Raw genomic sequence first — 20,981 nt, forward strand, 5'->3', positions numbered from 1 at the left:
TTGCTGAAAGGTATAGGAACGGGCCGGTAAATATAAGCCAAATAACATCGCTGAAGAATCTTCTATGGAGTATTCGGCGATAATTCAACAAATTTTCAATGATTCGGAAGATACGTTAAGAATATCATTATTTTAGCCATCTTATTGGATACAACTGTCGCGTATAACCAGCTCCTGCATGAAACAAAATTCTTCTCTTTTTCGCAAAAAAACGGTTGATCAAATTCTTAAAGACGCTCATTCCGGCGAACATGGAAGTCTGGCAAAAATATTGGGTGTCCGCGACCTGGTATCTTTAGGGATAGCAGCCATTGTAGGGGCAGGGATTTTCAGCACAATTGGTCTGGCGAGCTACAATGGTGGTCCTGCGGTATCTTTATTGTTCGTTTTTACTGCAATTGCCTGCATTTTTACAGCTTTGTCCTATGCCCAGTTTGCAAGTACAGTGCCGGTTTCCGGTAGTGCATATACTTATGCTTACGTTGCTTTCGGCGAGTTGTTCGCTTGGATCATCGGTTGGGCCCTTATTCTGGAATATGCGGTTTCCAACATGGTGGTGGCCATTTCATGGTCGGAATATTTCGTAAGCATGCTGAAAGGTTTTGGAATCACCATGCCTGGCTGGCTTACCATGAACCAGGAATCTGCTTCGGAGGCGTTCCAGAAATTACAGACTCTGGGAGCTGCGGAATTATCAGCTTACGAACGTCTGGCGGCTGCAACTTTTGAAACAGCCCCGCGTATCGGCGACTTCCCGATTATCCTGAACCTGCCGGCCGGGCTTGTCACATTGTTTATCACCGCACTGGTTTATATTGGTATCCGGGAGTCGCGTACCGCCAGCAATATCATGGTCGTCCTCAAAATCGGCGTGGTGCTTCTCGTGATCTTCGCAGGTGCATTTTATGTAAAACCTGAAAACTGGACCCCTTTTGCCCCTAATGGTGTCAAGGGCGTTTTGAGTGGCGTCGCCGCAGTTTTTTTTGCATTTATAGGTTTTGATTCCATTTCCACTACCGCAGAAGAATGTAAGGACCCTCAGCGGGATATGCCCAAAGCCATGATCTATTGCCTTATTATCTGTACGGTTTTATATGTACTGATCACGCTGGTTTTGACGGGTATGGTCAACTACAAAGAACTACGTGTAAGCGACCCGCTAGCCTTTGTTTTCCAGAAAAATGGGCTTGATTTTATGGCCGGGGTGATTTCCATAAGTTCGGTCATTGCTATTACCAGCGCCCTGTTGGTATACCAGCTGGGACAGCCTAGGATCTGGATGACCATGAGCCGCGACGGACTGCTATGGAAGAAGTTTTCCAAAATCCACCCCAGGTATCAGACACCATCTTTTGCGACGATCATAACCGGTCTGGTCGTAGGAATTCCGGCCTTGTTTTTCAAAATGGATTTCTTCGTAGATCTTACGAGCGTAGGGACATTTTTTGCTTTTATACTTGTTTGTGCGGGTGTTTTATATCTGGACCACCATGGTATCTCCGCCCAGTCCAAATTCAGGGTGCCTTATCTGAATGGAAAATATCTGGTAGGCCTGCTATTCATATTGGCCATTGCGGGACTGCTGCTTTACGGACAAAGCGTCATTCTGGAATGGGAAGCGCTCACTGTTTCGGAAATTGTGGAGCATAAGCTTTTGACGATCGTCTTCTGGATAGTTTGGGCAATACTCTCGATCATGAGCTTTAAATATGATTTTTCTATATTGCCGGTAGCGGGGATTCTCACTAATCTTTATCTGATGACAGAGCTCGGCTCTTCCAACTGGCTGATATTTGCGATCTGGCTGGCAATAGGATTGGTGATCTATTTCTGTTATGGATACCGGAAAAGCAAGCTGGCTAATCAGCAGTAGACGCTACTTTTTCTCTATTTTCAGCATGATGCGATAGTCTTCTTTTTTCAAAGTGCTATCCACTTTTGGCCCAGGCTTTAATGACGAAAGTATGAACCTGTATTGCTGTCCTGCAAATGATTTATCAACCGTATCGGCCATAATATAGCCCGCCTGGGTGCTGTCTTTGCGGACAAGCCTGCAATCGCCCAGGCACATTTTAACGTGTTCATTAATGCCGCCCTCTGTTGTAACGCCAGATAGCACCAAATCCATAGATGCATAGCCCGCCCACACGCATTGTACGCCTTCGGGGCAACGGCTGTCCGAGAAATCAAAAAATGTAAGTGTGGCCCTCGGGACGTCGTTGATAACGACTGTCTCTTTGTATCTGATACCCTCGTCTTTTTTATCGATGGAAGAATTCTGGCACGAAAAAATGCTCCACAAGGCTGCGATCGTCAACAGAAACTTTTTCATAACATTCAGATTTATTTCTTCCAAGACGTGCGGAAGCGTCGAATGGTTGTAAGGAAGTTGCCGACAGCCGGTTAAATGACAAGTGTAAAAACCGTACCTTTTCCTACCTGGGAAGAAACATTCAATTGACCGTTATGTTGTTGCAAGATCTGGCGGGAAAGGCTCAGTCCGATTCCTGAGCCTGTTTTTTTTGTGGTGTAGAAAGGGATAAAAATATTTTCGATCGCTTCCGGCTCAATTCCGTCTCCATTGTCACTTACTTCAATGATCGTCAGATTGTCAGCTTGGTAGGCCGAAATACTGATCAGCCGATTGGTTTGATTCGAAAAAGATTCGGACGCATTTTTGATCAGGTTGATCAGTACCTGCTGGATCTGGCTTGCATCCGCTTTTACAGTAAGGGTTTCAGGTTTTACTGCTAATGCCCAAAGAACGCCTGCAACTGTAAGATCAGTTTGCAGAAGCTGCAGGACTTCCTGCAAAAGCTCTGCCACACTGATACTGGCAAAAACAGGCTTGGGTAGCGTGGTAAAGTCACGATAAGCATTGACGAACTGCATCATTCCCTTGCTTCTTTTTTCGAGGGTATGCAATGCTTCTTTCAGGTCATTGACAGCCTCTTGGTCGCTCGTTGATTTTTCAATATCCTCGTGCACAATCAGTTTCATTGTTCCTACCAGAGAAACAATAGGCGTCATGGAATTCATGATTTCGTGGCGCAGCACCCGGGTAAGGTTCTGCCATGATTCTACTTCCTGCTGCTGAAGTTCTGTCTGAATATTTTGCAAAACCACAATCCTGACCCACATTCCTCTCAACTGAATAGCTGCACCCTGCAATGCCAGCGGCTGATCCGAAGGAGTTCGGTACAGTTCCCTGACGCCGCTATCGAGATTGGAGAGGAGTTCGTACAGGCGTGGATGTTTGTCTTTGAGCTCTCCCAGCTGATGGAGGCGGTAAATGCCAAGCATCCGCAGCGCAGCATTGTTGATCAGGTTCACCTGGCCGGTACTGTCAAAAGTAATCAGGCCGGTACCGATATGCTGAACAATGGTGTTGAGATACTGAAGATTAGCCTCCTTTTCGGCCCTTGCCTGCCGGAATGCATGCAGCACTTCATTGAATTGCTGGTTGAGCTCCTTAAAAGTCCGGCCCATTTTATTATCCGACCGGAAATTGATCGTAAAATCGGAATACCGCACAGATTCCAGGAAGTACGTCAGCTTGCGGTTCACATTCGTGACATACTGGTATAACAATGAACCCTGTATGAAAATGAAAATCGTTCCGAGAATGTAAATCAGGACTACATTCGTTTCCTTGGACGTAAGCCAGGCCAAGGCGATCACGCTCAGGATGATGAGTGTGATCCTGAGTGTAATCATCAAACTGAAGTGGCGTAGTCCGGTCATTTAAGAGCTGTTAGCAGGAAGATCCTGCAATTTATTTATTTACTGCACTTTCCGGAACACCAGACATTTCACTGAGTATATATTTTTCAAGAGACGCAATTTTATAATGCGCCAGATCGAATTTTGAATCGGAAAATACTTCGGCTGCCGGCACCGAAATCGTGACCATCCCGGCTGCATGTGCCGAGCGGAGACCTGCATGTGAGTCTTCAAACGCGATGCATTCTTCAGGCAAAACGCCAAGCTTTTTGGCAGTAGTAAGATAAACCGCCGGGTGTGGTTTTGTAAATTCTTCCAGCTCACCGGAATGCCAGGTATCAAAATAATCAATGATTTCCAGACGTTTGAGTACCCCTTCGATCAGTTCCATGTGAGATGCCGAAGCGACCGCGATTTTCAGTCCCTGCGATTTCAGCTCTTTTATTATTTCAATTGCTCCGGGCATAGCCACGGCATGTGCAAGAATATTTTGATGTGCTACTTCAAGGATATCCCTTTCAAGTTCTTCGAAAGTGGGTGTGTTCCAGGGCTGCAGTTTATGGCAAAAATCCAGAAATAATTTAACGGATAATCCGGTAGTCTGAAGTTTCAGGGCGTCAGTTAAATCGAAATTTACTTTTTGCATCACTTCACGGGCGGCTTGTGTCCAGATCGGCTCCGAATCTATCAATAATCCGTCCATGTCAAATATGGCTGCTTTAATCATTATGTGTATTTGAAATTTTAAATAATCGTTTTCAATCCAAAACTACTACATTAGCGGGTAAGAATGGCTTTGGGGGTGTCCAAACGGACTGAGATTTATACCCTTTGAACCTGAAACAGTTTATACTGTCGGAGGAAAAAGCGTACAGATAGTTAACTATCTTTTCACTCTTTTAGTTGTCGCGCATCAGTTTTACGCATCTGACAGCACTAACGCAAAGCCCGTTCCGCTAAAATATTTTTCACCGGATTTTTTATACAAATGGTGTTTAATCCCGAACAAAATCTTGCCAAGATAAGAACTGTATCCCCGCTGGTTCACAACATTACCAACTTCGTCGTGATGAACTTCACGGCAAATGCACTGCTGGCAGTAGGAGCATCGCCGGTCATGGCACATGCGGTGGAGGAAGTGGAGGATATGGTTGCTATTGCCGGGTCACTGGTTATCAATATCGGTACATTGTCACCGGCTTGGGTAGAAGGAATGAAACTGGCTATGAAAGCAGCTTCAAAAATCGGGAAGCCAATTATTCTCGATCCTGTCGGCGCGGGTGCTACACCTTACCGGAACGCGGTTTTGACAGAATTGCTTGCTACGGCTTCACCTACGATCATCCGTGGCAATGCTTCCGAAATACTTGCGCTCGCTGGCACCAATGTTCAAACTAAAGGCGTAGACAGTACAGCCAGTTCGAAAGATAGCATCGACGCAGCCCGGGCATTGAGCCTGCAATACGGCTCGGTTGTCAGCGTCAGCGGAGCAACAGATGTAATTGTAAGTGGTGAAAAAACTGCGTTTGTAGAAAACGGAGTGCCATTGATGACCCGGATCACGGGGATGGGCTGCTCCGCCTCCGCCATTGCAGGCGCATTTGCCGCTATTCAGCCTGATCCTTTCGACGCCGCAGTTTCCGCTGCCGCAACCATGGGGCTCAGCGGTGAAATAGCCTATCGCAAAGTAAAACTTCCGGGATCTTTTCAAATTGCATTTCTCGACGCACTGGCGGAAATAACCCCGGCGCAATTAGCCGAACTAGCCAGAATAAAACACCAGCTGACCTAAATATGAAAACCAGAAATGACAATCCCTGACTAATCATGACGAAAAATAACTTCCAACTATACCTCGTCACCGACGAAGCTGCTTGCCTGGGAAGGGATTTTTTCTGGGTTGTTGAGGAGGCTGTCAGAGGTGGGGTCACAATGGTCCAGTTGCGGGAGAAAGCATTGCCGACAAGAGCTTTTATTGATAGGGCCAAACGGTTGAAAGATTTGCTTGCTTCATACAATGTTCCGCTGATTATCAATGACCGGGTGGATGTTGCATTGGCCGCAGATGCCGACGGCGTGCATGTAGGGCAAAGCGACATGCCGGTCGATACATTGATAAAATTGCTGCCGCCGGGAAAAATTATAGGTCTTTCAGCTGAAAACAAAGACAATGTACGAGAAGCGGAACAATGGAATTTGTCCTACCTGGCAGTGAGTCCGCTGTTCGCGACACCTTCCAAAACAGATACCGAAACGCCTTGGGGTATGGAAGGATTGCAATGGGTGAAACAAAACAGCCGTCATCCGCTGGTAGTCATTGGCGGATTAAATGACCAAAATACAAAAGAGGCGATTGAAAACGGGGCCGAAGGAATAGCAGTAATTTCAGCTATATGCAGCGCACCATCTCCAAAAACAGCCGCCGAAACCCTAAAATCGATTATTAGCAAACTGAACCTGACCACTCCTGACAATAAATGACTACTCCTGACCAAATCCTACTTCCCAAATGAAACGATACCCAACCGTACTAACCATTGCAGGATCAGATAGCGGAGGAGGGGCCGGTATTCAGGCTGACCTCAAAACCATTGCTGCGCTGGGAGCTTACGGGACGTCGGCGATCACTGCACTCACCGCTCAGAATACGCTCGGAGTCCGGGCCATACACCCTGTTCCTCCGGCATTTTTGCAAGAACAACTGGAAGCCGTTTTCGATGATATTACGATTGATGCCGTCAAGATCGGAATGATCAATACGGTTGAAGTTGCATTGGTCATCGCCGGGATCCTCGACAGGTTTCAGCCACGTTTTGTGGTATTTGACCCGGTGATGGTTTCTACCAGCGGATCGAAATTAATTCAGGATGAGACGGTTGAAGTGCTGTGGCAGGAGCTTTTTCCACGGGTGGATTTGATAACCCCCAATCTGGATGAGGCACAGATTCTTGTTCCCGGGACCATTGATTCGCTAGGTGCAATGAAAGCTGCGGCAGCTACCATGGTTGAAAAAGGATGTCGGGCAGTGTTGCTGAAAGGCGGACACTTAGTCGGTCCGACATTGTTTGATGTTTTTGCCCAACGGGATGAAGACACGCTGGTGTTGGAAACCAATTACATAGAAAGCAAAAATGTACACGGCACCGGATGCACCTTATCGTCGGCCATTGCAACATTCGTCGCAAATGGATATTCATTGCCGGAATCCATTCTTTTTGCAAAAAAATATATCTCGGGAGCTATCGAAGCGGGCAAAAATATAGTGACCGGCCATGGTTCCGGCCCGCTGAACCATTCTTTTTCCCCTCAAAAAATGCAGATCATATCATGAAATTTACGGACTACATCTGGCAAGAAGCATTGCCGGTTTATGAAAAAATTCAGTCACATCCGTTCAATCAGGAATTGAAAGAGGGGACGTTACCTGTTGAAAAATTCAAGTTTTACATTTACCAGGATTCGTTATATCTGGCTGATTTCGCGAAGGCACTGGCACTTGCAGGTACCCGGGCAAACAGCAGTCAGGAGTTGCTGGATTTTCTTCAGTTTGCACAAAACGCCATTCTTGTTGAGCGGGCGCTGCATATCAGCTATTTCAAAGAATATGATATTGCCTTTGACGGTGGGAAAGCGCCCGGATGTTTTGCTTATACCAATTATTTGCTCGCTACTTCTGCGTATGGATCTTATGAAGTGGCAGTAGCCGCATTGTTACCCTGTTTCTGGATATACAAAAGAGTCGGCGATTACATCTACGCCAATCAGAAATCCCCGAATCCTTATCAAAACTGGATCGATGCCTATGCCGGCGAAGACTTTGCAAAGTCTGTGGAAAAAGCCCTGGCGATCTGCGATTCGCTGGCTGAAAATGCATCAGAGAGCACGAAAATCAAGATGACCGAAGCATACCTTACAGCTTCCCGGCTGGAATATGTTTTTTGGGACAGTGCGTATCGGCTGGAGGCGTGGGAGGTGTGAGGGGCTGTCGGCGTTCAGCTTTCGGCATTTTATTTTAATGACTGGAGTTTGATATGTCACCCCATGCGGGGTTTGATGGCTTTGATATATGTTTTTCTAGAAAAATACCATCCCTTCGGGATTATCGGATGGTTTGAATATTAGTTAGTGCCAATTGAAGTGCCTTCCAACAAAAAGCCCAAAGGGCTGAAATTATTATAGAAAAAGGGAATTTCCATAAATCGAAACCCCGCGAGGGGTGACATAGTTTTCCGGAAAAGCCGACGGTCGAAAGCTGATAGCCGAAAGCCAAAAAATAATTTCTCCCAAACATTTTAGGGTAAGCCATAGCTAAGTTGTCAGGAATGAAAAACAACTAGCTATGAAAAAATATCTCTTTATTTTGTTGGCCGGAGCGTACTCACTGGCCTATGCACAGCAGCCAGTCCAGCTTGTTAAAGGCCGTATTGTTGATGCTGAATCGCAGCAACCGGTTATCGGCGCGAACATTATTATTACTTCCCTGAACCCGGTTATCGGCAGCACTACCGATACGGAAGGCTATTTTCGGATTGAAAACGTGGCTGTCGGCCGGCATTCCTTCAAGGTCACCAGCATTGGCTATGAAGATGCTTTTATGCAGGAGGTAACAGTGGGATCGGGTAAGGAGGTCGAACTGAATATCAAGCTTACCGAGTCCTTTCGTAAACTTAACGAAGTGGTGATTAAAGCTCAAAAAGAAAATGGCGCACCGCTCAACGATATGATCAGTGTGAGCGGACGATCATTCACCGTTGACCAGACCAAACGTTTTGCTGCGGCTGTAAATGATCCGGCAAGGATGGCATTGTCTTTTGCCGGAGTTGCCACCAATGACGATGGCGGCAACCAGATTATTATCCGTGGTAATAGTCCGAAAGGAATGCTATGGCGCATGGAAGGTGTGGAAATTCCTAATCCCAACCATTTTGCCCAGGAAGGTTCCAGTGGCGGCGGTATCAGTGCCCTGAGTGCCAACGTGCTCGGTAACTCCGATTTCCTAACCGGGGCTTTTCCTGCCGAGTATGGTAATGCAACCTCTGGTGTTTTTGATCTGAAAATGAGGAAAGGGAATAATGAAAAACGTGAATATGCAATGCAGGCTGGCGTGATGGGACTGGATTTTGCAGCAGAAGGGCCGATCGGCGAAAAAGGAGGCGCTTCTTATCTTGCCAATTACCGGTATTCCACACTTTCGGTATTGAATAAAATAGGGCTGAATATTGCTGGAGATGCGAGTACGGATTTTCAGGACGGGGCTTTCAAAGTCCATATTCCTTACGATGAAAAGGCGGTGGTGACAGTTTGGGGGATGGGTGGATTAAGCACTTCCACGGTAGACAAAGATGATTTTAAGGAAAACTTCAAATCCAACCGTGGCATTGTCGGCGTGAATTACCTGCGCTATCTGAACAGTAAATCCTATATGGAAAACATCGTTTCGTATACTGCCACCCGGCAGAGTAATGATTTTTATGATAAAGATAAGCAAACCACTTTTCAGCAAAATTTCACGAATCAGGGCCTTCGCATTTCTTTGCTATATAATTATAAACTGAATAGCCGGAACACTTTCCGTACTGGTTTGATTATCAATCATCTGAACTTTAACTTATTCGATCGGGACAATGAAGACGGACCTTTCCGCGTGAACGTGGATCAGAAAGGGAATACGCTGCTTTTTCAGGGATATGCGCAGTGGAAATACAGACTTACCCCTGCAATCACTTTGAACACCGGCGTACATGCAATGCTCCTGGATTTGAATAATCAGCATTCCATAGAGCCGCGGTTCGGGATGAAATGGTCGGTTGCACCGAAACATACCGTCAGTCTGGGGGCGGGGCTGCATAGCAAAACAGAATCCATATCAACCTATTTTGCGCAGGTAAGTGTAGGCGACAATAAAACTGATCTTTTAAATAAAAACCTCAAACTGATGAAATCAGGTCATGCCGTTGCAGGCTATGAATACCGCCCGTCGACAAGCTGGCGGATTCAGACGGAGGCATACTATCAGCACCACTATAACATTCCGATCGGGCCGGCAAATACCACAACGCCATTTTTGTTGCACAATTCGCTCATCAACGAAGTCAGTGGCTTTGTGACAGATTCTCTCGTCAGTGCAGGGAAAGGCAGGAGTTATGGATTGGAACTCACTGTGGAAAAATCTTTGACCAACGGTATTTATTTCATGAGTACAACTTCGCTCTACCAGTCGAAGTATACCGGAAGGGACGGGATCGAGCGGGATAGTCGTTTCAACGGGAAATTCGTGCAGAATGTGCTGGCCGGAAAAGAGTGGAAAGTGGGGAAGAATAAGACCAATATTTTTGCGGCAAATATCAAACTGCTGGCTTCCGGCGGAAACAGAACGACACCTATCGATCTTGAAAGATCGAGGGTAAGTGGCAAAACCGAACGGGACTGGACCGAAAGCTACTCGGAACAACTCCCATATTATTTTCGCTCAGACTTGCGTGTAAGCTATACTAAAAACAGAAAACGTACGACTTCGACGATTTCACTGGACATCCAGAATGTGTCCAACCGGCTCAACGCGTTTGACAAATATTATGACGATAAAGAGGACAAGATAGAACTGGTAACACAAACAGGCTTGATACCAGTCCTGAACTATCGCCTGGAATTCTGATGCGTTTTTGGAACGGTTGTTTTACCATCGTTATTTAAAATTTCACAACAGATTAAAAAAATAATCATGGAAAAGGACCTTCAAAGTAACGAAGCAATAAAAAAACTGAAATCGCTTGCCGAGAGCATCCGTTTTTGCATGTATACGACTTATAAAAATGGCAGGATCGAGTCGAGGCCTATGACTACCCTGGATATCGACGACGAAGGAAATGTATGGTTTTTTACCAGCAGAAACACAGAAATAGGAAGCGAAACTAGCCCGGAAGAGGCAGTTTCATTGATTTATTCCGATCCTTCCAACAATTCGTATGTAAGCGTTTCGGGAGACGCCGCCATTGTGGAGGACGAAGCAAAGAAAGAAGAATTGTGGGGGCCGATGTCGAAGGCATGGTTTCCGGGCGGAAAGGACGACCCGAACCTTGTGGTATTGAAAGTTACAACCGACGAGGCAGCATACTGGGACGCTACTTCATCAAAAATGGTAGTATTTTTCTCAATGGTGAAAGCTGTTCTCACAGGGACTACTCCGGAGGGAGGCGATCATGGAAAATTAAACCTGGCGTGATCCCGGGTGAATTTTGTTAATGAAATGCATAGAAAAAGGACAGCCACCAGCTGTCCTTTTTCATTATGTTTTACAAAGTTTAAACGCCCAGCTCAGCCAGAACTTCTGAAACTTTTGCAGCTGCCTCTTTGAATTCGATAGCAGAATAAACCTTCAATCCGGATTCGTTGATGATACGTGCGCCTTCTTCGGCGTTGGTACCTTGTAAACGAACGATAATAGGAACAGGAATTTCTCCGATTGCTTTGTAAGCTTCCACCACACCGGCAGCAACACGGTCGCAACGAACAATACCTCCGAAGATATTGATCAGGATCGCCTTTACATTCGGATCTTTCAGGATGATACGGAAACCTGCTTCTACGGTACGTGCGTTAGCGCCACCGCCAACGTCCAGGAAGTTAGCAGGCTCACCACCTGAGAGCTTGATCAGGTCCATTGTAGCCATAGCCAGACCGGCACCATTCACCATGCAACCCACGTTTCCGTCCAGTTTGACATAGTTCAGGTTATTCGCTCCAGCTTCTACTTCCAAAGGATCTTCTTCATTGGTATCGCGCATTTCAGCAAGCTCAGGGTGACGGTATAACGCATTGTCATCCAGGTCAACCTTTGCATCAACGGCAAGAATTTTATTGTCAGATGTTTTTAAAACCGGGTTGATTTCAAACATCGCAGAATCACTTTCGATATATGCTTTGTAAAGTGAAGTAATAAATTTCACCATTTCCTTGAAGGCATCACCTTCAAGACCCAAAGCAAAGGCTACTTTACGTGCCTGGAATGGCTGCAAGCCCACTTTTGGATCAATCCACTCTTTCATGATTTTCTCAGGCGTGTGCTCTGCGACTTCTTCAATGTCCATACCGCCTTCGGTACTTGCCATGATCACGTTGCAATTCCTGCCACGATCCAGCAAAATAGAAAGATAGTATTCTTTCGGCTCGCTAGGCCCTGGATAATATACGTCTTCGGCGATAAGCACTTTGTTAACACGTTTTCCGTCCGGGCCAGTCTGATGCGTCACCAGAACTTTACCGAGGATATTGTTGGAAATTGTGCGTACATCTTCAACAGATTTTGCCAGGGCTACACCACGCTGTTCTGTGCCAACGATGCGGCCTTTACCACGCCCGCCGGCATGGATCTGAGATTTTACTACATACCACTTGGTACCTGTCTGCTGGCTTAGCTCACGCGCAACTTCAACCGCCTTGTCCGGAGTGTCGGCTACGAGCCCTTCCTGAATACGCACACCGTATTTTTTAAGAACGCTTTTGCCTTGATATTCGTGAATATTCATGAGTATAAAAGTAAATTGGTATTTTCACGGCAAATTAAGGAATTAATCAAAACGGGCGTAGTTTTTTCGCCTATTATCTTTTCAGACAATGCATTTACTTCAGGCAAGAGGGATCAGGAAGACTTACGGTTCGTTACAGGTTTTGAAGGGGATCGATCTGGAAGTGGAGCGGGGAGAAGTGGTGGCAATAGTAGGTCCATCGGGGGCTGGTAAAAGTACTTTTCTGCATATACTGGGGACTTTGGATCGCCCCGACGAGGGGCAGGTTTTTATTGAGGACACCAATGTTTTTACCCAAAAAGACAAAGACCTTGCCAGGTTCAGGAATGAAAAAGTAGGTTTTATATTCCAGTTTCATAACCTGCTGGCCGAATTCACAGCCCTGGAAAATGCCTGCATGCCCGGCTATATCAATGGGTCGATGAATGAAAAGGATATTTTGAAGAGAGGAAAAGAACTGCTCGATCTGCTTGGTCTTTCGGGCAGGATGGATCACCTTCCTTCACAACTTTCGGGAGGGGAGCAGCAACGTGTGGCCGTGGCGCGGGCACTTTTAAACAAACCTTCTATCGTGCTGGCAGACGAGCCCAGCGGTAACCTCGACTCTCATAATGCATTGGAATTACATCAGTTGTTTTTTAAACTTAGAGAGGATATCGGGCAGACATTCGTGATCGTTACGCACAACGAAGAACTGGCAGAGATGGCCGACAGGCGGCTTGTGATGCAGGACGGAACAATGCTCCAATAAATTTTTTTTACTCAACGTGTGACCAAACGAAACTTTACACGTCATAAGGGAGAAGTTTTTCATAACGTTGAGTAATCAAAATAGCCGCCCGGATTTCCGAACGGCTATTTTTTTTTGTTATGTTATGGCTGATTACATCATGCCACCCATTCCACCACCGTGGCCATGGCCACCTGCAGCAGGAGCTTCTTCTGGCTCGTCAGCAATTACACATTCTGTTGTCAACAACAGACCTGCGATAGATGCTGCGTTTTCAAGCGCAAGACGTGAAACTTTCTTAGGGTCAATGATACCAGCTTCCAAAAGGTCTGTGTAAACATTGTCTTTGGCGTTGTAACCATAGGAACCTGTTCCTTCTTTCACTTTCGCAACAACTACTGAAGGCTCCTGGCCTGAGTTGGAAACGATCGTTCTCAAAGGAGCTTCCAGAGCTACGCGGATGATGTTGATACCGGTTGTCTCGTCTTCGTTGTTTCCTGTGAAGCCTTCAAGAGCAGCAGTAGCACGGATGTAAGCTACACCACCACCAGCTACGATACCTTCTTCAACAGCAGCACGGGTTGCGTGCAATGCATCGTCAACACGGTCTTTTTTCTCTTTCATTTCAACCTCAGTTGCAGCTCCGATATAAAGGATAGCTACACCACCTGACAATTTAGCCAGACGTTCCTGAAGTTTTTCGCGATCGTAATCAGAAGTTGTGTTTTCGATCTGCGCTTTGATCTGGTTCACTCGGCCCTGAATGTCTTCAGAGTTTCCTGATCCGTTAACCAAAGTTGTATTGTCTTTGTCGATAATCGCTTTTTCGCAAGTACCCAGATATTCCAAAGTAGCGTTTTCCAATTTGAAACCACGCTCTTCTGAAATTACTGTACCGCCAGTGATGATCGCGATGTCTTCAAGCATTGCTTTACGACGGTCACCAAAACCAGGAGCTTTCACAGCAGCCACTTTCAAGGCGCCACGGATTTTGTTCACTACCAACGTAGCCAACGCTTCTCCGTCAACATCTTCTGCCAGGATAAGCAAAGGACGGCCAGTTTGTGCAACTGCTTCCAATACAGGAAGAAGTTCTTTCATAGAAGAAACTTTCTTCTCAGAGATCAAAATGTATGGACGCTCAAGATCAGCTTCCATTTTCTCTGTATTGGTTACGAAATATGGAGACAGGTAACCACGGTCAAACTGCATACCTTCCACAGTTTTAACTTCTGTTTCAGTACCACGAGCTTCTTCAACCGTGATAACACCTTCTTTACCTACTTTTTCCATCGCCTCAGCAATCATCTGACCGATTTCTTCGTCATGGTTAGCCGAAATAGTAGCAACCTGAGCGATTTCTTTGGAAGTAGAGATATTTTTCTTTTGAGATTCAAGATCTTTCACGATCACAGAAACCGCTTTGTCGATTCCACGTTTCAGATCCATCGGGTTAGCACCCGCTGCTACGTTCTTTACTCCGATTGAGTAGATAGCCTGAGCCAATACAGTTGCAGTTGTAGTACCATCACCTGCCGAATCAGCAGTTTTTGAAGCTACTTCTTTCACCAGCTGAGCACCCATGTTTTCGATAGGGTCTTTCAGATCAATTTCTTTCGCAACTGTAACACCATCTTTCGTGATGCTTGGTGATCCGAATTTTTTGTCAATAACAACGTTACGGCCGCGAGGTCCCAATGTTACTTTTACGGCATCAGCCAATGTATCAACACCGCGCTTAATTTTATCACGAGCTTCGGTATCGAAAAATATTTTCTTAGACATACTAATTAATCGTTTTGATTTTTTTGATTTTAACTTACTTTTTGACCTTCAGATTATTAACCAATAATGGCGTAAATGTCAGATTCGCGCATGATCAGGACATCTTTTCCTTCATATGCCAGTTCAGTACCAGAGTACTTTCCGTATAATACGGTGTCACCCACCTTAACGGTCATAGGCTCGTCTTTTTTGCCCGGGCCTACTGCTACCACAGTTCCACGTTGAGGCTTTTCTTTTGCAGTATCAGGGATAATGATACCAAATGCTGTTTTTTCTTCGGCTGGGGCTGGTTCTACAAGAACACGATCAGCCAGAGGTTGTACGTTCACTTGTATTTCTGCTAAAGTTGACATAAATATTAAACGTTTGTTTTTTAATTGTCAGTAATTGATTTGACTGATAACCGGTAAGCACAATCTATGCCAGCAGTGTAGCTATGACATTTTTTCCGGCGGAGTGTGACAGTTTTGTATATAAGTCAGCTTTGATATGATTATTAGCCTATTTGCATGTCAGACGGTGCCGGTTAATTGTTAATGATATTGAAAATGCTTAAATTTTTAACGGCATCAAACCTGGACACTCTATGACGGATCTTCAGAAAAACTGGCTTACCGAAGGCATCTTTGATTTTGAATACAAGAAGTATGTGCTGATGGCATATTTGCAGGACATAGACAACCAATTTACGCAAAATCGCCTCTTTCCGCACCTCAAAAATTTAAAGTTTCATTTCGATTCCTGCATCAGTATTAAAACCAAGAAGAAGCAAATCAAAACGGCATTTCCTAAAAATCTGACCGGAATTGATGTGGCCACGTGGAAGCTGAGGTATGAAGAAACTGTCCAGGACGACCCCTACCTGGATGAATTGAATTATATACTGGATTTTGCGATTCCACGCTTTTCCAGGAGTATTGATGAAGGTATGGAGCGGTTCAGCGAAGTGGAAGAAAATGTCAAAATTTCTCCCGTCGGAATTATGCCACTTTGGGCAGAGGAGGGGTACCTATTATTTTTGCACACATTTCAGCCGGTAGTAAGTGTGTTTGAATACCAATTGGCACTGTACGACGAAATGAGGGAGCGCTACATGAAGACGCAATATAAAGAAACTGTCAGGATCGGGTTGGGTAGTACTGTTTCTCAATTAAAGGTTGAGCTGACCCGCAGGAATAAGTCGCTGCCAAATCCCGCTACCTATGTGGTCGAGTCAAAATACGATTATCCTTTGCATGAGGCACTATTGCCCGTTGCCAAGAAATTAATGCTGAAACAAATGAATGTTGCGTAGCCAAAGCACCAGGGTGAAGAAAAGCCGAAGGGCTGAAATTATTGTAACAAAATGACCTGCTATACCATCCAACCCCTCACGGGGTCATGTTTTGCTACAATATTATTTTCTAGAATAATCAGATCCCTTTGGGATTGCCCGGACTGCGTAGTTATGCACATGAAAAAACCGTTCACTGTGTTTACCACGATGAACGGTCATTTTTAATCTCTTGAAATCTTATTTCGCACTGTCAGCAGGAGCCGCAGGAGTTGTTGTTGCAGGCGTTGCAGCACCATTCTGCGCCGGAGCCGGAGCAATGTTTCCACCCGGGATTACAGTATTCTGGGCTTTATCAATGTTTACACTGTTGATTCCACCTCCGTCGGTACTTCCGCCAACGATAATGTAGGAAGCGAGAGAAATCAAAATAACCGCACCTGCCAGTCCCCAGGTAATTTGTTCAAGCAAGTCGGTAGTTTTCTTAACACCGAACATCTGGGTAGTACCTGCTCCGCTAAACTCGCTTGAAAGCCCCCCACCTTTGGAATTTTGGACCAAAACTACCAGAATCAACAATACTGCGACGATCGCAACCAGAATAATCAAACCCAAATACATGCCTTATAATTAATGATTGAATGAATGAATGAGTCAATGTGTGAATGAAGTAAAAATCAACGAATGACGGAATTGTTTAATTCGCTTAATTTTTTCGCAAAGTAATTCCTTTTTTCCGGTTTTTTCAAGATCAATTTTTGGTAGAGATCAATTGCCTTTTCTATTTTCCCTTGACGGACCAGGATTTTTGCAAATGCTTCGGTTTCAATACCTCCTGTTCCCGACTCCGCTACTCTGCCGCGGATATCGACCAAAACGGGTTCCAGATTGTTATCCTGGCGTACGATCCTTGGGTTTTTCCTGACGAAACCTTCTATGATCTGTTGCTGTCTTTTTTGCTCTTCGGTTTTCTGATTTTGAACTGGGACAGCTTCCTGTTCTACCAGGCTGATCAGGATATCTTCTCCGTTTTGCGGGATTGATTTTTCCTGCTCTTCAATTACTTCATCAATATTTACAGTCGCATCGTAACGTTCAGTATCACTTTCCACCAACTGCTGAAGGGCGATCCGGCTCAGCGCATAAGCAGCTGCACGCGGACGGGCTTCTTCGAAATTTTCGGTACCTGCCATGTTGGATGCTTTCGCCAACAGCGAATAGGGGATCTGACAATAGGGGAATGCCTTGATCGTGGATTCAAGGGCCGGGATCATCTCAGGCAATAGCATACCTGGCGATTTCACCAGTTTACTGAATGTTTCCTTTTCGATGATTGCCATGGGGTGTCGATAAATAAAGTAATAAGAGGATAAAATTAGTTAAAACAGGAGGCTGTTACCAGTCCGCAGCGGATTTATTAAATATCTGCTGGACAATGTTTTCCTGGATTGTTGGCAAAAGCCTTGCTTCATTTTGATTAAGCGTTTGATCCTGAGGGAAATCCGCGTAGTAGGTGAAAGCCTGGTCGAAATTTTTGGTTTCGTCTTTTGCATTTGTATATCTAACCTGTACCGTCACATTCAGCCGGTTGAGCCCGGCCTGGTCATTGGCGGTAGGGGCCGCGGCCAGTACGTCATATCCCGTAATCGAACCTTCCAAAACCAGATCCCCGCCGCCGGGCTGGCTGGTGAGGCTGGTATTTCTTTGAAAATATTCTTTCAGCTGCTCAGTAAGTCTTTGCGGTAAATCGGAAGGCCCTCCGGCGGTTCCCATTGTGAAGTTAAGCACCGAAAACGTCTTGATGTCCGGGGATAGGTTGGTGCCCGTGAAGGAATAAACACCACAGGCTGACATAAAAACAGAAGAATGGAGAACAAAAAGCAAAAGCAGCCACTTTTTGTTGTCAAATGCCTTCAATGACAGCTTTTTAGCGTAATTTTTTAAACTATTTTTTTGGGCAAAATTCATTTGGATAAAACATTTAATATTGACTTACTCCTCGATATCGTACTGTTTGATCTTCCTGTACAACGTGCGTTCCGATATGCCTAACGCACTGGCGGCATATTTTCTTTTATTATTGTTTTTCCGTAATGCCTTGATGATCATTTCTTTCTCCTTATCTTCCAGAGAGAGCGATTCTTCTTCTGCCGTAAAATGCGTAACATCCTCAATCTCACTTCTTTCGTCAGAATATCTGTCCAGATCAACGGTCCGTGGTGCCGGAGGTGTCAGCAAACGGGCGGGTTCGAGAGTAGGGGTGCTGATGACCGGTTCGGCATTGTTCAGCGAACTGAAAAGCTCCTGGTGGTCTTTCAGGATCTCGCCGCCGTATTTTTCATTTTCGAGCACATTTCTAACCAGTTTCTTAAGTTCGGTCATGTCCCGTCTCATGTCAAAAAGGACCTTATAGAGCAACTCCCTCTCCGAAAATGATCCCTGATCGTCACCTGAACGCAAGGGGACCAATGCTTTTCGGCTTGCGGGCTGATGCGGGTTCAAATAACCGTTCAGCGTTTCCGCACTGATAGGCAGCTCTTTGTCGGTTTCAAGAATTGTAATTTGCTCCGCAATGTTTTTCAGCTGCCTGATGTTACCGGGAAATGGATATTCCATCAGCAAGTCGCGCGCTTCCACATCCAGCCTTACAGGTTTTGTCCGGTACCTTTCGGAGAAATCATTCGTGAACTTCCTGAAAAGCAGCAGAATGTCCTCACCCCGGTCACGCAAAGGCGGGACATAAATAGGAACTGTATTGAGCCTGTAATAAAGATCTTCACGAAACTTGCCGTTGTTCACCGCATCGAGCAGGTTCACATTTGTAGCGGCAACCACCCGGACGTTTGTTTTAAGGACTTTTGATGATCCTACCCGGATATATTCCCCGTTTTCCAGCACGCGCAGGAGCCGGGCCTGGGTTCCCATGGGCATTTCACCTACTTCATCCAGAAAAATCGTACCGCTGTTGGTAGTTTCAAAATAACCCTTTCTTGCATCGAGAGCACCAGTAAAAGAACCTTTTTCGTGCCCGAAGAGCTCAGAATCAATAGTGCCTTCGGGAATGGCCCCGCAGTTGATCGCAATAAACGGTCCGTGTTTTCTGGAACTAAGGCTATGGATGATTTTTGAAAATGACTCTTTTCCACTACCACTTTCTCCGGTAATCATCACCGTAAGATCCGTTGCTGCTACCTGTATAGCTACATTAATGGCATGGTTTAATGCCGGCGAAGTACCAATAATCCCGAAACGGTTTTTTATCGCTTGTATTTCCGATGGATTCATGAATATGGTTGATGGCTTTAAGCTACGGTTGGCCGTTGCCGTTAACAATGAGCCTTTTAACCTTAATATTGATTTTTAAAAGACCGATTAATTTAATAAACGATTGACAGCTAATGCAGCACCGGAACTTCCGAAACAGCATGGCCTCGGAGCGTCGCCGCAGTACATTCGGTGATCATGACATCTACGTAATCTCCTATTTTGTAATGTTCTCTCGGGAAAACTACTCTTTTGTTCTGATCACTGCGGCCTGTAAAATCCTCTTTCGAGCGTTTCGAAGTTCCTTCGACAAGTATCTTTTGCAAGGTTCCGATCAGTTTCTGATTCCGTTCCAACGAAATGCGCTGCTGGACATCTATGATTTCGGCCAGTCGTCTTTGTTTTACATCAGCCGGAATATCGTCTGCAAACTTCTTGGCGGCAGGTGTGCCGGGACGTTCCGAATAAGCAAACATATATCCGAAGTCAAACCGCACATATTCCAGCAATGAAAGCGAATCGCGATGCTCTTCTTCCGTTTCAGTACAAAACCCGGCGATCATATCGTGGGAAACCGCGCAATCGTCGCCCAATATTCTGCGGATACTGTCTATCCTTTCCAGGTACCATTCCCTGTCGTAGGTGCGGTTCATGATTTCCAGCACACGGCTATTGCCGCTTTGGGCGGGTAAATGGATGTATTTACAGATGTTATCGTATTTTTTTATCGTGTAAAGCACTTCATCCGTAATGTCTTTTGGGTGTGAAGTACTGAACCTTACCCTCAACTCAGGACTAATTTTCGCTACCATTTCCAGCAGCCCGGCAAAATTGACCGATGCGTCTGATTGCTTCCATTTATAGCTGTCGACGTTCTGGCCAAGAAGCGTAACTTCTTTGTACCCTTCTCTGAAAAGGTCTTCCGCCTCTTTCAAAATCGAGTAGGGGTCGCGGCTCCGTTCCCGGCCTCGGGTATATGGCACGACGCAAAAACTGCACATATTATCGCAGCCGCGCATAATGGAGATCATAGCAGTAACTCCGTTGGAATTCAGTCTGATCGGTGAGATGTCGGCATAGGTTTCTTCCCTCGAAAGGAACACATTCACACCTTTTTGGCCCGTTTCGGCTTCCTCCACCAATCGCGGCAGGTCGCGGTAGGCATCAGGGCCGGTCACAATGTCTACCATTTTCTCCTCATCCAGTAACTTGGATTTCAACCTTTCGGCCATGCAGCCAAGTACCCCGATGAGCATTCCGGGTTTTTTCTTTTTGATTACGTTCAACTGGCTGAGTCTTTTCCTTACTCTTTGTTCAGCATTATCCCGTATCGCGCAAGTATTCAAAAATATAAGATCGGCATTGTCTACATCGGCAGTGGTGGCAAAGCCGGCGTCACGCATCACAGACGCTACAATTTCACTGTCAGCGAAATTCATCTGACAACCGTAACTTTCGATGAACAGTCTTTTCTTTCCCAGAAACGGTTCATTTTCAGTAGTGCGTACCGTTTCACAGGCTTGTTTGTCTGAATCACTCAGTATTTTTAATGTCTCTGCAATTCTATGCTCCATCGGACAAATTCTAAACGCTTAAATAACTACCCGCAGCACCTGAGGGTTTTTGAAATGCTCTGTCAGAGCATTTCAGACAATCACAAATATAGGAAGAAATAAGCGAA

The 20,981-nt window shown here is 45.5% G+C and carries 20 protein-coding genes and 1 riboswitch; of the genes, 9 read left to right on the top strand and 11 right to left on the bottom strand.

The window, feature by feature from the left end; translation table 11 throughout:
• The first annotated feature begins 178 nt into the window (after nucleotides 1-178).
• Nucleotides 179-1,873 (top strand): amino acid permease, encoded by a 1,695-nt coding sequence (locus FBF61_RS11610; protein ID WP_138477396.1) that lies wholly within the window; start codon nucleotides 179-181, stop codon nucleotides 1,871-1,873.
• Between the two features lie 3 nt (nucleotides 1,874-1,876).
• Here the strand turns inward: FBF61_RS11610 and FBF61_RS11615 are convergent, their stop codons facing one another.
• The 3 genes from FBF61_RS11615 to hxpB all read right to left on the bottom strand — a co-directional run bounded on the left by FBF61_RS11615 (nucleotide 1,877) and on the right by hxpB (nucleotide 4,450).
• The gene (locus tag FBF61_RS11615; RefSeq protein ID WP_138477397.1) at nucleotides 1,877-2,332 is read right to left on the bottom strand and encodes a hypothetical protein; all 456 of its coding nucleotides are present in this window, start codon (nucleotides 2,330-2,332) and stop codon (nucleotides 1,877-1,879) included.
• Between the two features lie 71 nt (nucleotides 2,333-2,403).
• Nucleotides 2,404-3,744, bottom strand: coding sequence for a sensor histidine kinase (locus tag FBF61_RS11620; protein ID WP_138477398.1), 1,341 nt, complete (start codon nucleotides 3,742-3,744; stop codon nucleotides 2,404-2,406).
• A gap of 31 nt (nucleotides 3,745-3,775) precedes the next feature.
• Complete coding sequence (hxpB, locus tag FBF61_RS11625) at nucleotides 3,776-4,450, bottom strand: hexitol phosphatase HxpB (RefSeq protein ID WP_138477399.1); 675 nt, start codon at nucleotides 4,448-4,450, stop codon at nucleotides 3,776-3,778.
• Between the two features lie 61 nt (nucleotides 4,451-4,511).
• Nucleotides 4,512-4,604, top strand: a riboswitch (TPP riboswitch).
• A gap of 107 nt (nucleotides 4,605-4,711) precedes the next feature.
• Here hxpB and thiM point away from each other — a divergent pair.
• The 6 genes from thiM (at nucleotide 4,712) to FBF61_RS11655 (ending at nucleotide 10,945) form a co-directional block, all read left to right on the top strand.
• Entirely contained in the window at nucleotides 4,712-5,515 is an 804-nt protein-coding gene (gene thiM / locus FBF61_RS11630) for a hydroxyethylthiazole kinase (RefSeq protein ID WP_138477400.1), read from the top strand.
• Nucleotides 5,516-5,550: 35 nt separating this feature from the next.
• Nucleotides 5,551-6,204, top strand: coding sequence for a thiamine phosphate synthase (thiE, locus tag FBF61_RS11635; protein WP_138477401.1), 654 nt, complete (start codon nucleotides 5,551-5,553; stop codon nucleotides 6,202-6,204).
• Nucleotides 6,205-6,232: 28 nt separating this feature from the next.
• On the top strand, nucleotides 6,233-7,054 hold the full coding sequence (gene thiD, locus FBF61_RS11640) for a bifunctional hydroxymethylpyrimidine kinase/phosphomethylpyrimidine kinase (protein ID WP_138477402.1): 822 nt from the start codon (nucleotides 6,233-6,235) through the stop codon (nucleotides 7,052-7,054).
• The gene (gene tenA / locus FBF61_RS11645) at nucleotides 7,051-7,701 is read left to right on the top strand and encodes a thiaminase II (protein WP_138477403.1); all 651 of its coding nucleotides are present in this window, start codon (nucleotides 7,051-7,053) and stop codon (nucleotides 7,699-7,701) included. Before thiD ends, tenA begins: the two co-directional genes overlap by 4 nt.
• A 361-nt stretch (nucleotides 7,702-8,062) precedes the next feature.
• The gene (locus FBF61_RS11650; protein ID WP_138477404.1) at nucleotides 8,063-10,378 is read left to right on the top strand and encodes a TonB-dependent receptor; all 2,316 of its coding nucleotides are present in this window, start codon (nucleotides 8,063-8,065) and stop codon (nucleotides 10,376-10,378) included.
• A 66-nt stretch (nucleotides 10,379-10,444) separates the two neighbouring features.
• A complete protein-coding gene (locus tag FBF61_RS11655) occupies nucleotides 10,445-10,945 on the top strand; it encodes a pyridoxamine 5'-phosphate oxidase family protein (protein ID WP_138477405.1) in 501 nt (166 codons plus the stop codon).
• A gap of 79 nt (nucleotides 10,946-11,024) precedes the next feature.
• On the opposite strand, the gene sucC is transcribed toward FBF61_RS11655, so the two are convergent.
• A complete protein-coding gene (gene sucC, locus FBF61_RS11660) occupies nucleotides 11,025-12,248 on the bottom strand; it encodes an ADP-forming succinate--CoA ligase subunit beta (protein ID WP_138477406.1) in 1,224 nt (407 codons plus the stop codon).
• Nucleotides 12,249-12,336: 88 nt separating this feature from the next.
• On the opposite strand from sucC, the gene FBF61_RS11665 reads away from it, so the two are divergent.
• Nucleotides 12,337-12,999 carry an ABC transporter ATP-binding protein gene (locus tag FBF61_RS11665; protein ID WP_138477407.1) on the top strand — a complete coding sequence of 221 codons (663 nt, stop codon included), beginning with the start codon at nucleotides 12,337-12,339 and terminating at the stop codon, nucleotides 12,997-12,999.
• 132 nt (nucleotides 13,000-13,131) lie between these two features.
• On the opposite strand, the gene groL is transcribed toward FBF61_RS11665, so the two are convergent.
• Both groL and FBF61_RS11675 read right to left on the bottom strand, forming a co-directional pair.
• Entirely contained in the window at nucleotides 13,132-14,763 is a 1,632-nt protein-coding gene (gene groL, locus FBF61_RS11670; protein WP_138477408.1) for a chaperonin GroEL, read from the bottom strand.
• A gap of 56 nt (nucleotides 14,764-14,819) precedes the next feature.
• Nucleotides 14,820-15,116 (bottom strand): co-chaperone GroES, encoded by a 297-nt coding sequence (locus FBF61_RS11675; RefSeq protein ID WP_026628287.1) that lies wholly within the window; start codon nucleotides 15,114-15,116, stop codon nucleotides 14,820-14,822.
• 233 nt (nucleotides 15,117-15,349) lie between these two features.
• Here FBF61_RS11675 and FBF61_RS11680 point away from each other — a divergent pair, with 233 nt between their 5' ends.
• Nucleotides 15,350-16,057: a hypothetical protein gene (locus FBF61_RS11680; protein ID WP_138477409.1), complete on the top strand. Its 708-nt coding sequence runs from the start codon at nucleotides 15,350-15,352 to the stop codon at nucleotides 16,055-16,057.
• Nucleotides 16,058-16,276: 219 nt separating this feature from the next.
• Here FBF61_RS11680 and secG read toward each other — a convergent pair whose 3' ends face one another.
• From secG to miaB, 5 genes are all read right to left on the bottom strand, one after another.
• Nucleotides 16,277-16,657 (bottom strand): preprotein translocase subunit SecG, encoded by a 381-nt coding sequence (secG, locus tag FBF61_RS11685; RefSeq protein WP_138477410.1) that lies wholly within the window; start codon nucleotides 16,655-16,657, stop codon nucleotides 16,277-16,279.
• Between the two features lie 56 nt (nucleotides 16,658-16,713).
• Nucleotides 16,714-17,376, bottom strand: a complete 663-nt coding sequence (locus FBF61_RS11690) for a DUF8458 domain-containing protein (RefSeq protein ID WP_138477411.1) — start codon at nucleotides 17,374-17,376, stop codon at nucleotides 16,714-16,716.
• Nucleotides 17,377-17,431: 55 nt separating this feature from the next.
• Nucleotides 17,432-18,004, bottom strand: coding sequence for an LptE family protein (locus tag FBF61_RS11695; RefSeq protein ID WP_229215010.1), 573 nt, complete (start codon nucleotides 18,002-18,004; stop codon nucleotides 17,432-17,434).
• Nucleotides 18,005-18,028: 24 nt separating this feature from the next.
• Nucleotides 18,029-19,321, bottom strand: coding sequence for a sigma-54 interaction domain-containing protein (locus FBF61_RS11700; protein ID WP_138477412.1), 1,293 nt, complete (start codon nucleotides 19,319-19,321; stop codon nucleotides 18,029-18,031).
• A 110-nt stretch (nucleotides 19,322-19,431) separates the two neighbouring features.
• Entirely contained in the window at nucleotides 19,432-20,874 is a 1,443-nt protein-coding gene (gene miaB / locus FBF61_RS11705) for a tRNA (N6-isopentenyl adenosine(37)-C2)-methylthiotransferase MiaB (protein ID WP_138477413.1), read from the bottom strand.
• Nucleotides 20,875-20,981: the final 107 nt, after the last annotated feature.

It is taken from the genome of Dyadobacter bucti, from assembly GCF_005869225.1.
GTDB lineage: Bacteria > Bacteroidota > Bacteroidia > Cytophagales > Spirosomataceae > Dyadobacter > Dyadobacter bucti.

Bases quoted from the DNA above. Each gene is read 5' to 3' on its own strand.
- hxpB (WP_138477399.1), bottom strand. From the start codon at position 4,450: ATGATTAAAGCAGCCATATTTGACATGGACGGATTATTGATAGATTCG.
- groL (WP_138477408.1), bottom strand. From the start codon at position 14,763: ATGTCTAAGAAAATATTTTTCGATACCGAAGCTCGTGATAAAATTAAG.
- sucC (WP_138477406.1), bottom strand. From the start codon at position 12,248: ATGAATATTCACGAATATCAAGGCAAAAGCGTTCTTAAAAAATACGGT.
- FBF61_RS11665 (WP_138477407.1), top strand. From the start codon at position 12,337: ATGCATTTACTTCAGGCAAGAGGGATCAGGAAGACTTACGGTTCGTTA.
- miaB (WP_138477413.1), bottom strand. From the start codon at position 20,874: ATGGAGCATAGAATTGCAGAGACATTAAAAATACTGAGTGATTCAGAC.
- FBF61_RS11655 (WP_138477405.1), top strand. From the start codon at position 10,445: ATGGAAAAGGACCTTCAAAGTAACGAAGCAATAAAAAAACTGAAATCG.
- thiD (WP_138477402.1), top strand. From the start codon at position 6,233: ATGAAACGATACCCAACCGTACTAACCATTGCAGGATCAGATAGCGGA.
- secG (WP_138477410.1), bottom strand. From the start codon at position 16,657: ATGTATTTGGGTTTGATTATTCTGGTTGCGATCGTCGCAGTATTGTTG.
- FBF61_RS11650 (WP_138477404.1), top strand. From the start codon at position 8,063: ATGAAAAAATATCTCTTTATTTTGTTGGCCGGAGCGTACTCACTGGCC.
- thiE (WP_138477401.1), top strand. From the start codon at position 5,551: ATGACGAAAAATAACTTCCAACTATACCTCGTCACCGACGAAGCTGCT.
- FBF61_RS11695 (WP_229215010.1), bottom strand. From the start codon at position 18,004: ATGAATTTTGCCCAAAAAAATAGTTTAAAAAATTACGCTAAAAAGCTG.
- FBF61_RS11675 (WP_026628287.1), bottom strand. From the start codon at position 15,116: ATGTCAACTTTAGCAGAAATACAAGTGAACGTACAACCTCTGGCTGAT.
- FBF61_RS11620 (WP_138477398.1), bottom strand. From the start codon at position 3,744: ATGACCGGACTACGCCACTTCAGTTTGATGATTACACTCAGGATCACA.
- tenA (WP_138477403.1), top strand. From the start codon at position 7,051: ATGAAATTTACGGACTACATCTGGCAAGAAGCATTGCCGGTTTATGAA.
- FBF61_RS11700 (WP_138477412.1), bottom strand. From the start codon at position 19,321: ATGAATCCATCGGAAATACAAGCGATAAAAAACCGTTTCGGGATTATT.
- FBF61_RS11690 (WP_138477411.1), bottom strand. From the start codon at position 17,376: ATGGCAATCATCGAAAAGGAAACATTCAGTAAACTGGTGAAATCGCCA.
- FBF61_RS11680 (WP_138477409.1), top strand. From the start codon at position 15,350: ATGACGGATCTTCAGAAAAACTGGCTTACCGAAGGCATCTTTGATTTT.
- thiM (WP_138477400.1), top strand. From the start codon at position 4,712: ATGGTGTTTAATCCCGAACAAAATCTTGCCAAGATAAGAACTGTATCC.
- FBF61_RS11610 (WP_138477396.1), top strand. From the start codon at position 179: ATGAAACAAAATTCTTCTCTTTTTCGCAAAAAAACGGTTGATCAAATT.
- FBF61_RS11615 (WP_138477397.1), bottom strand. From the start codon at position 2,332: ATGAAAAAGTTTCTGTTGACGATCGCAGCCTTGTGGAGCATTTTTTCG.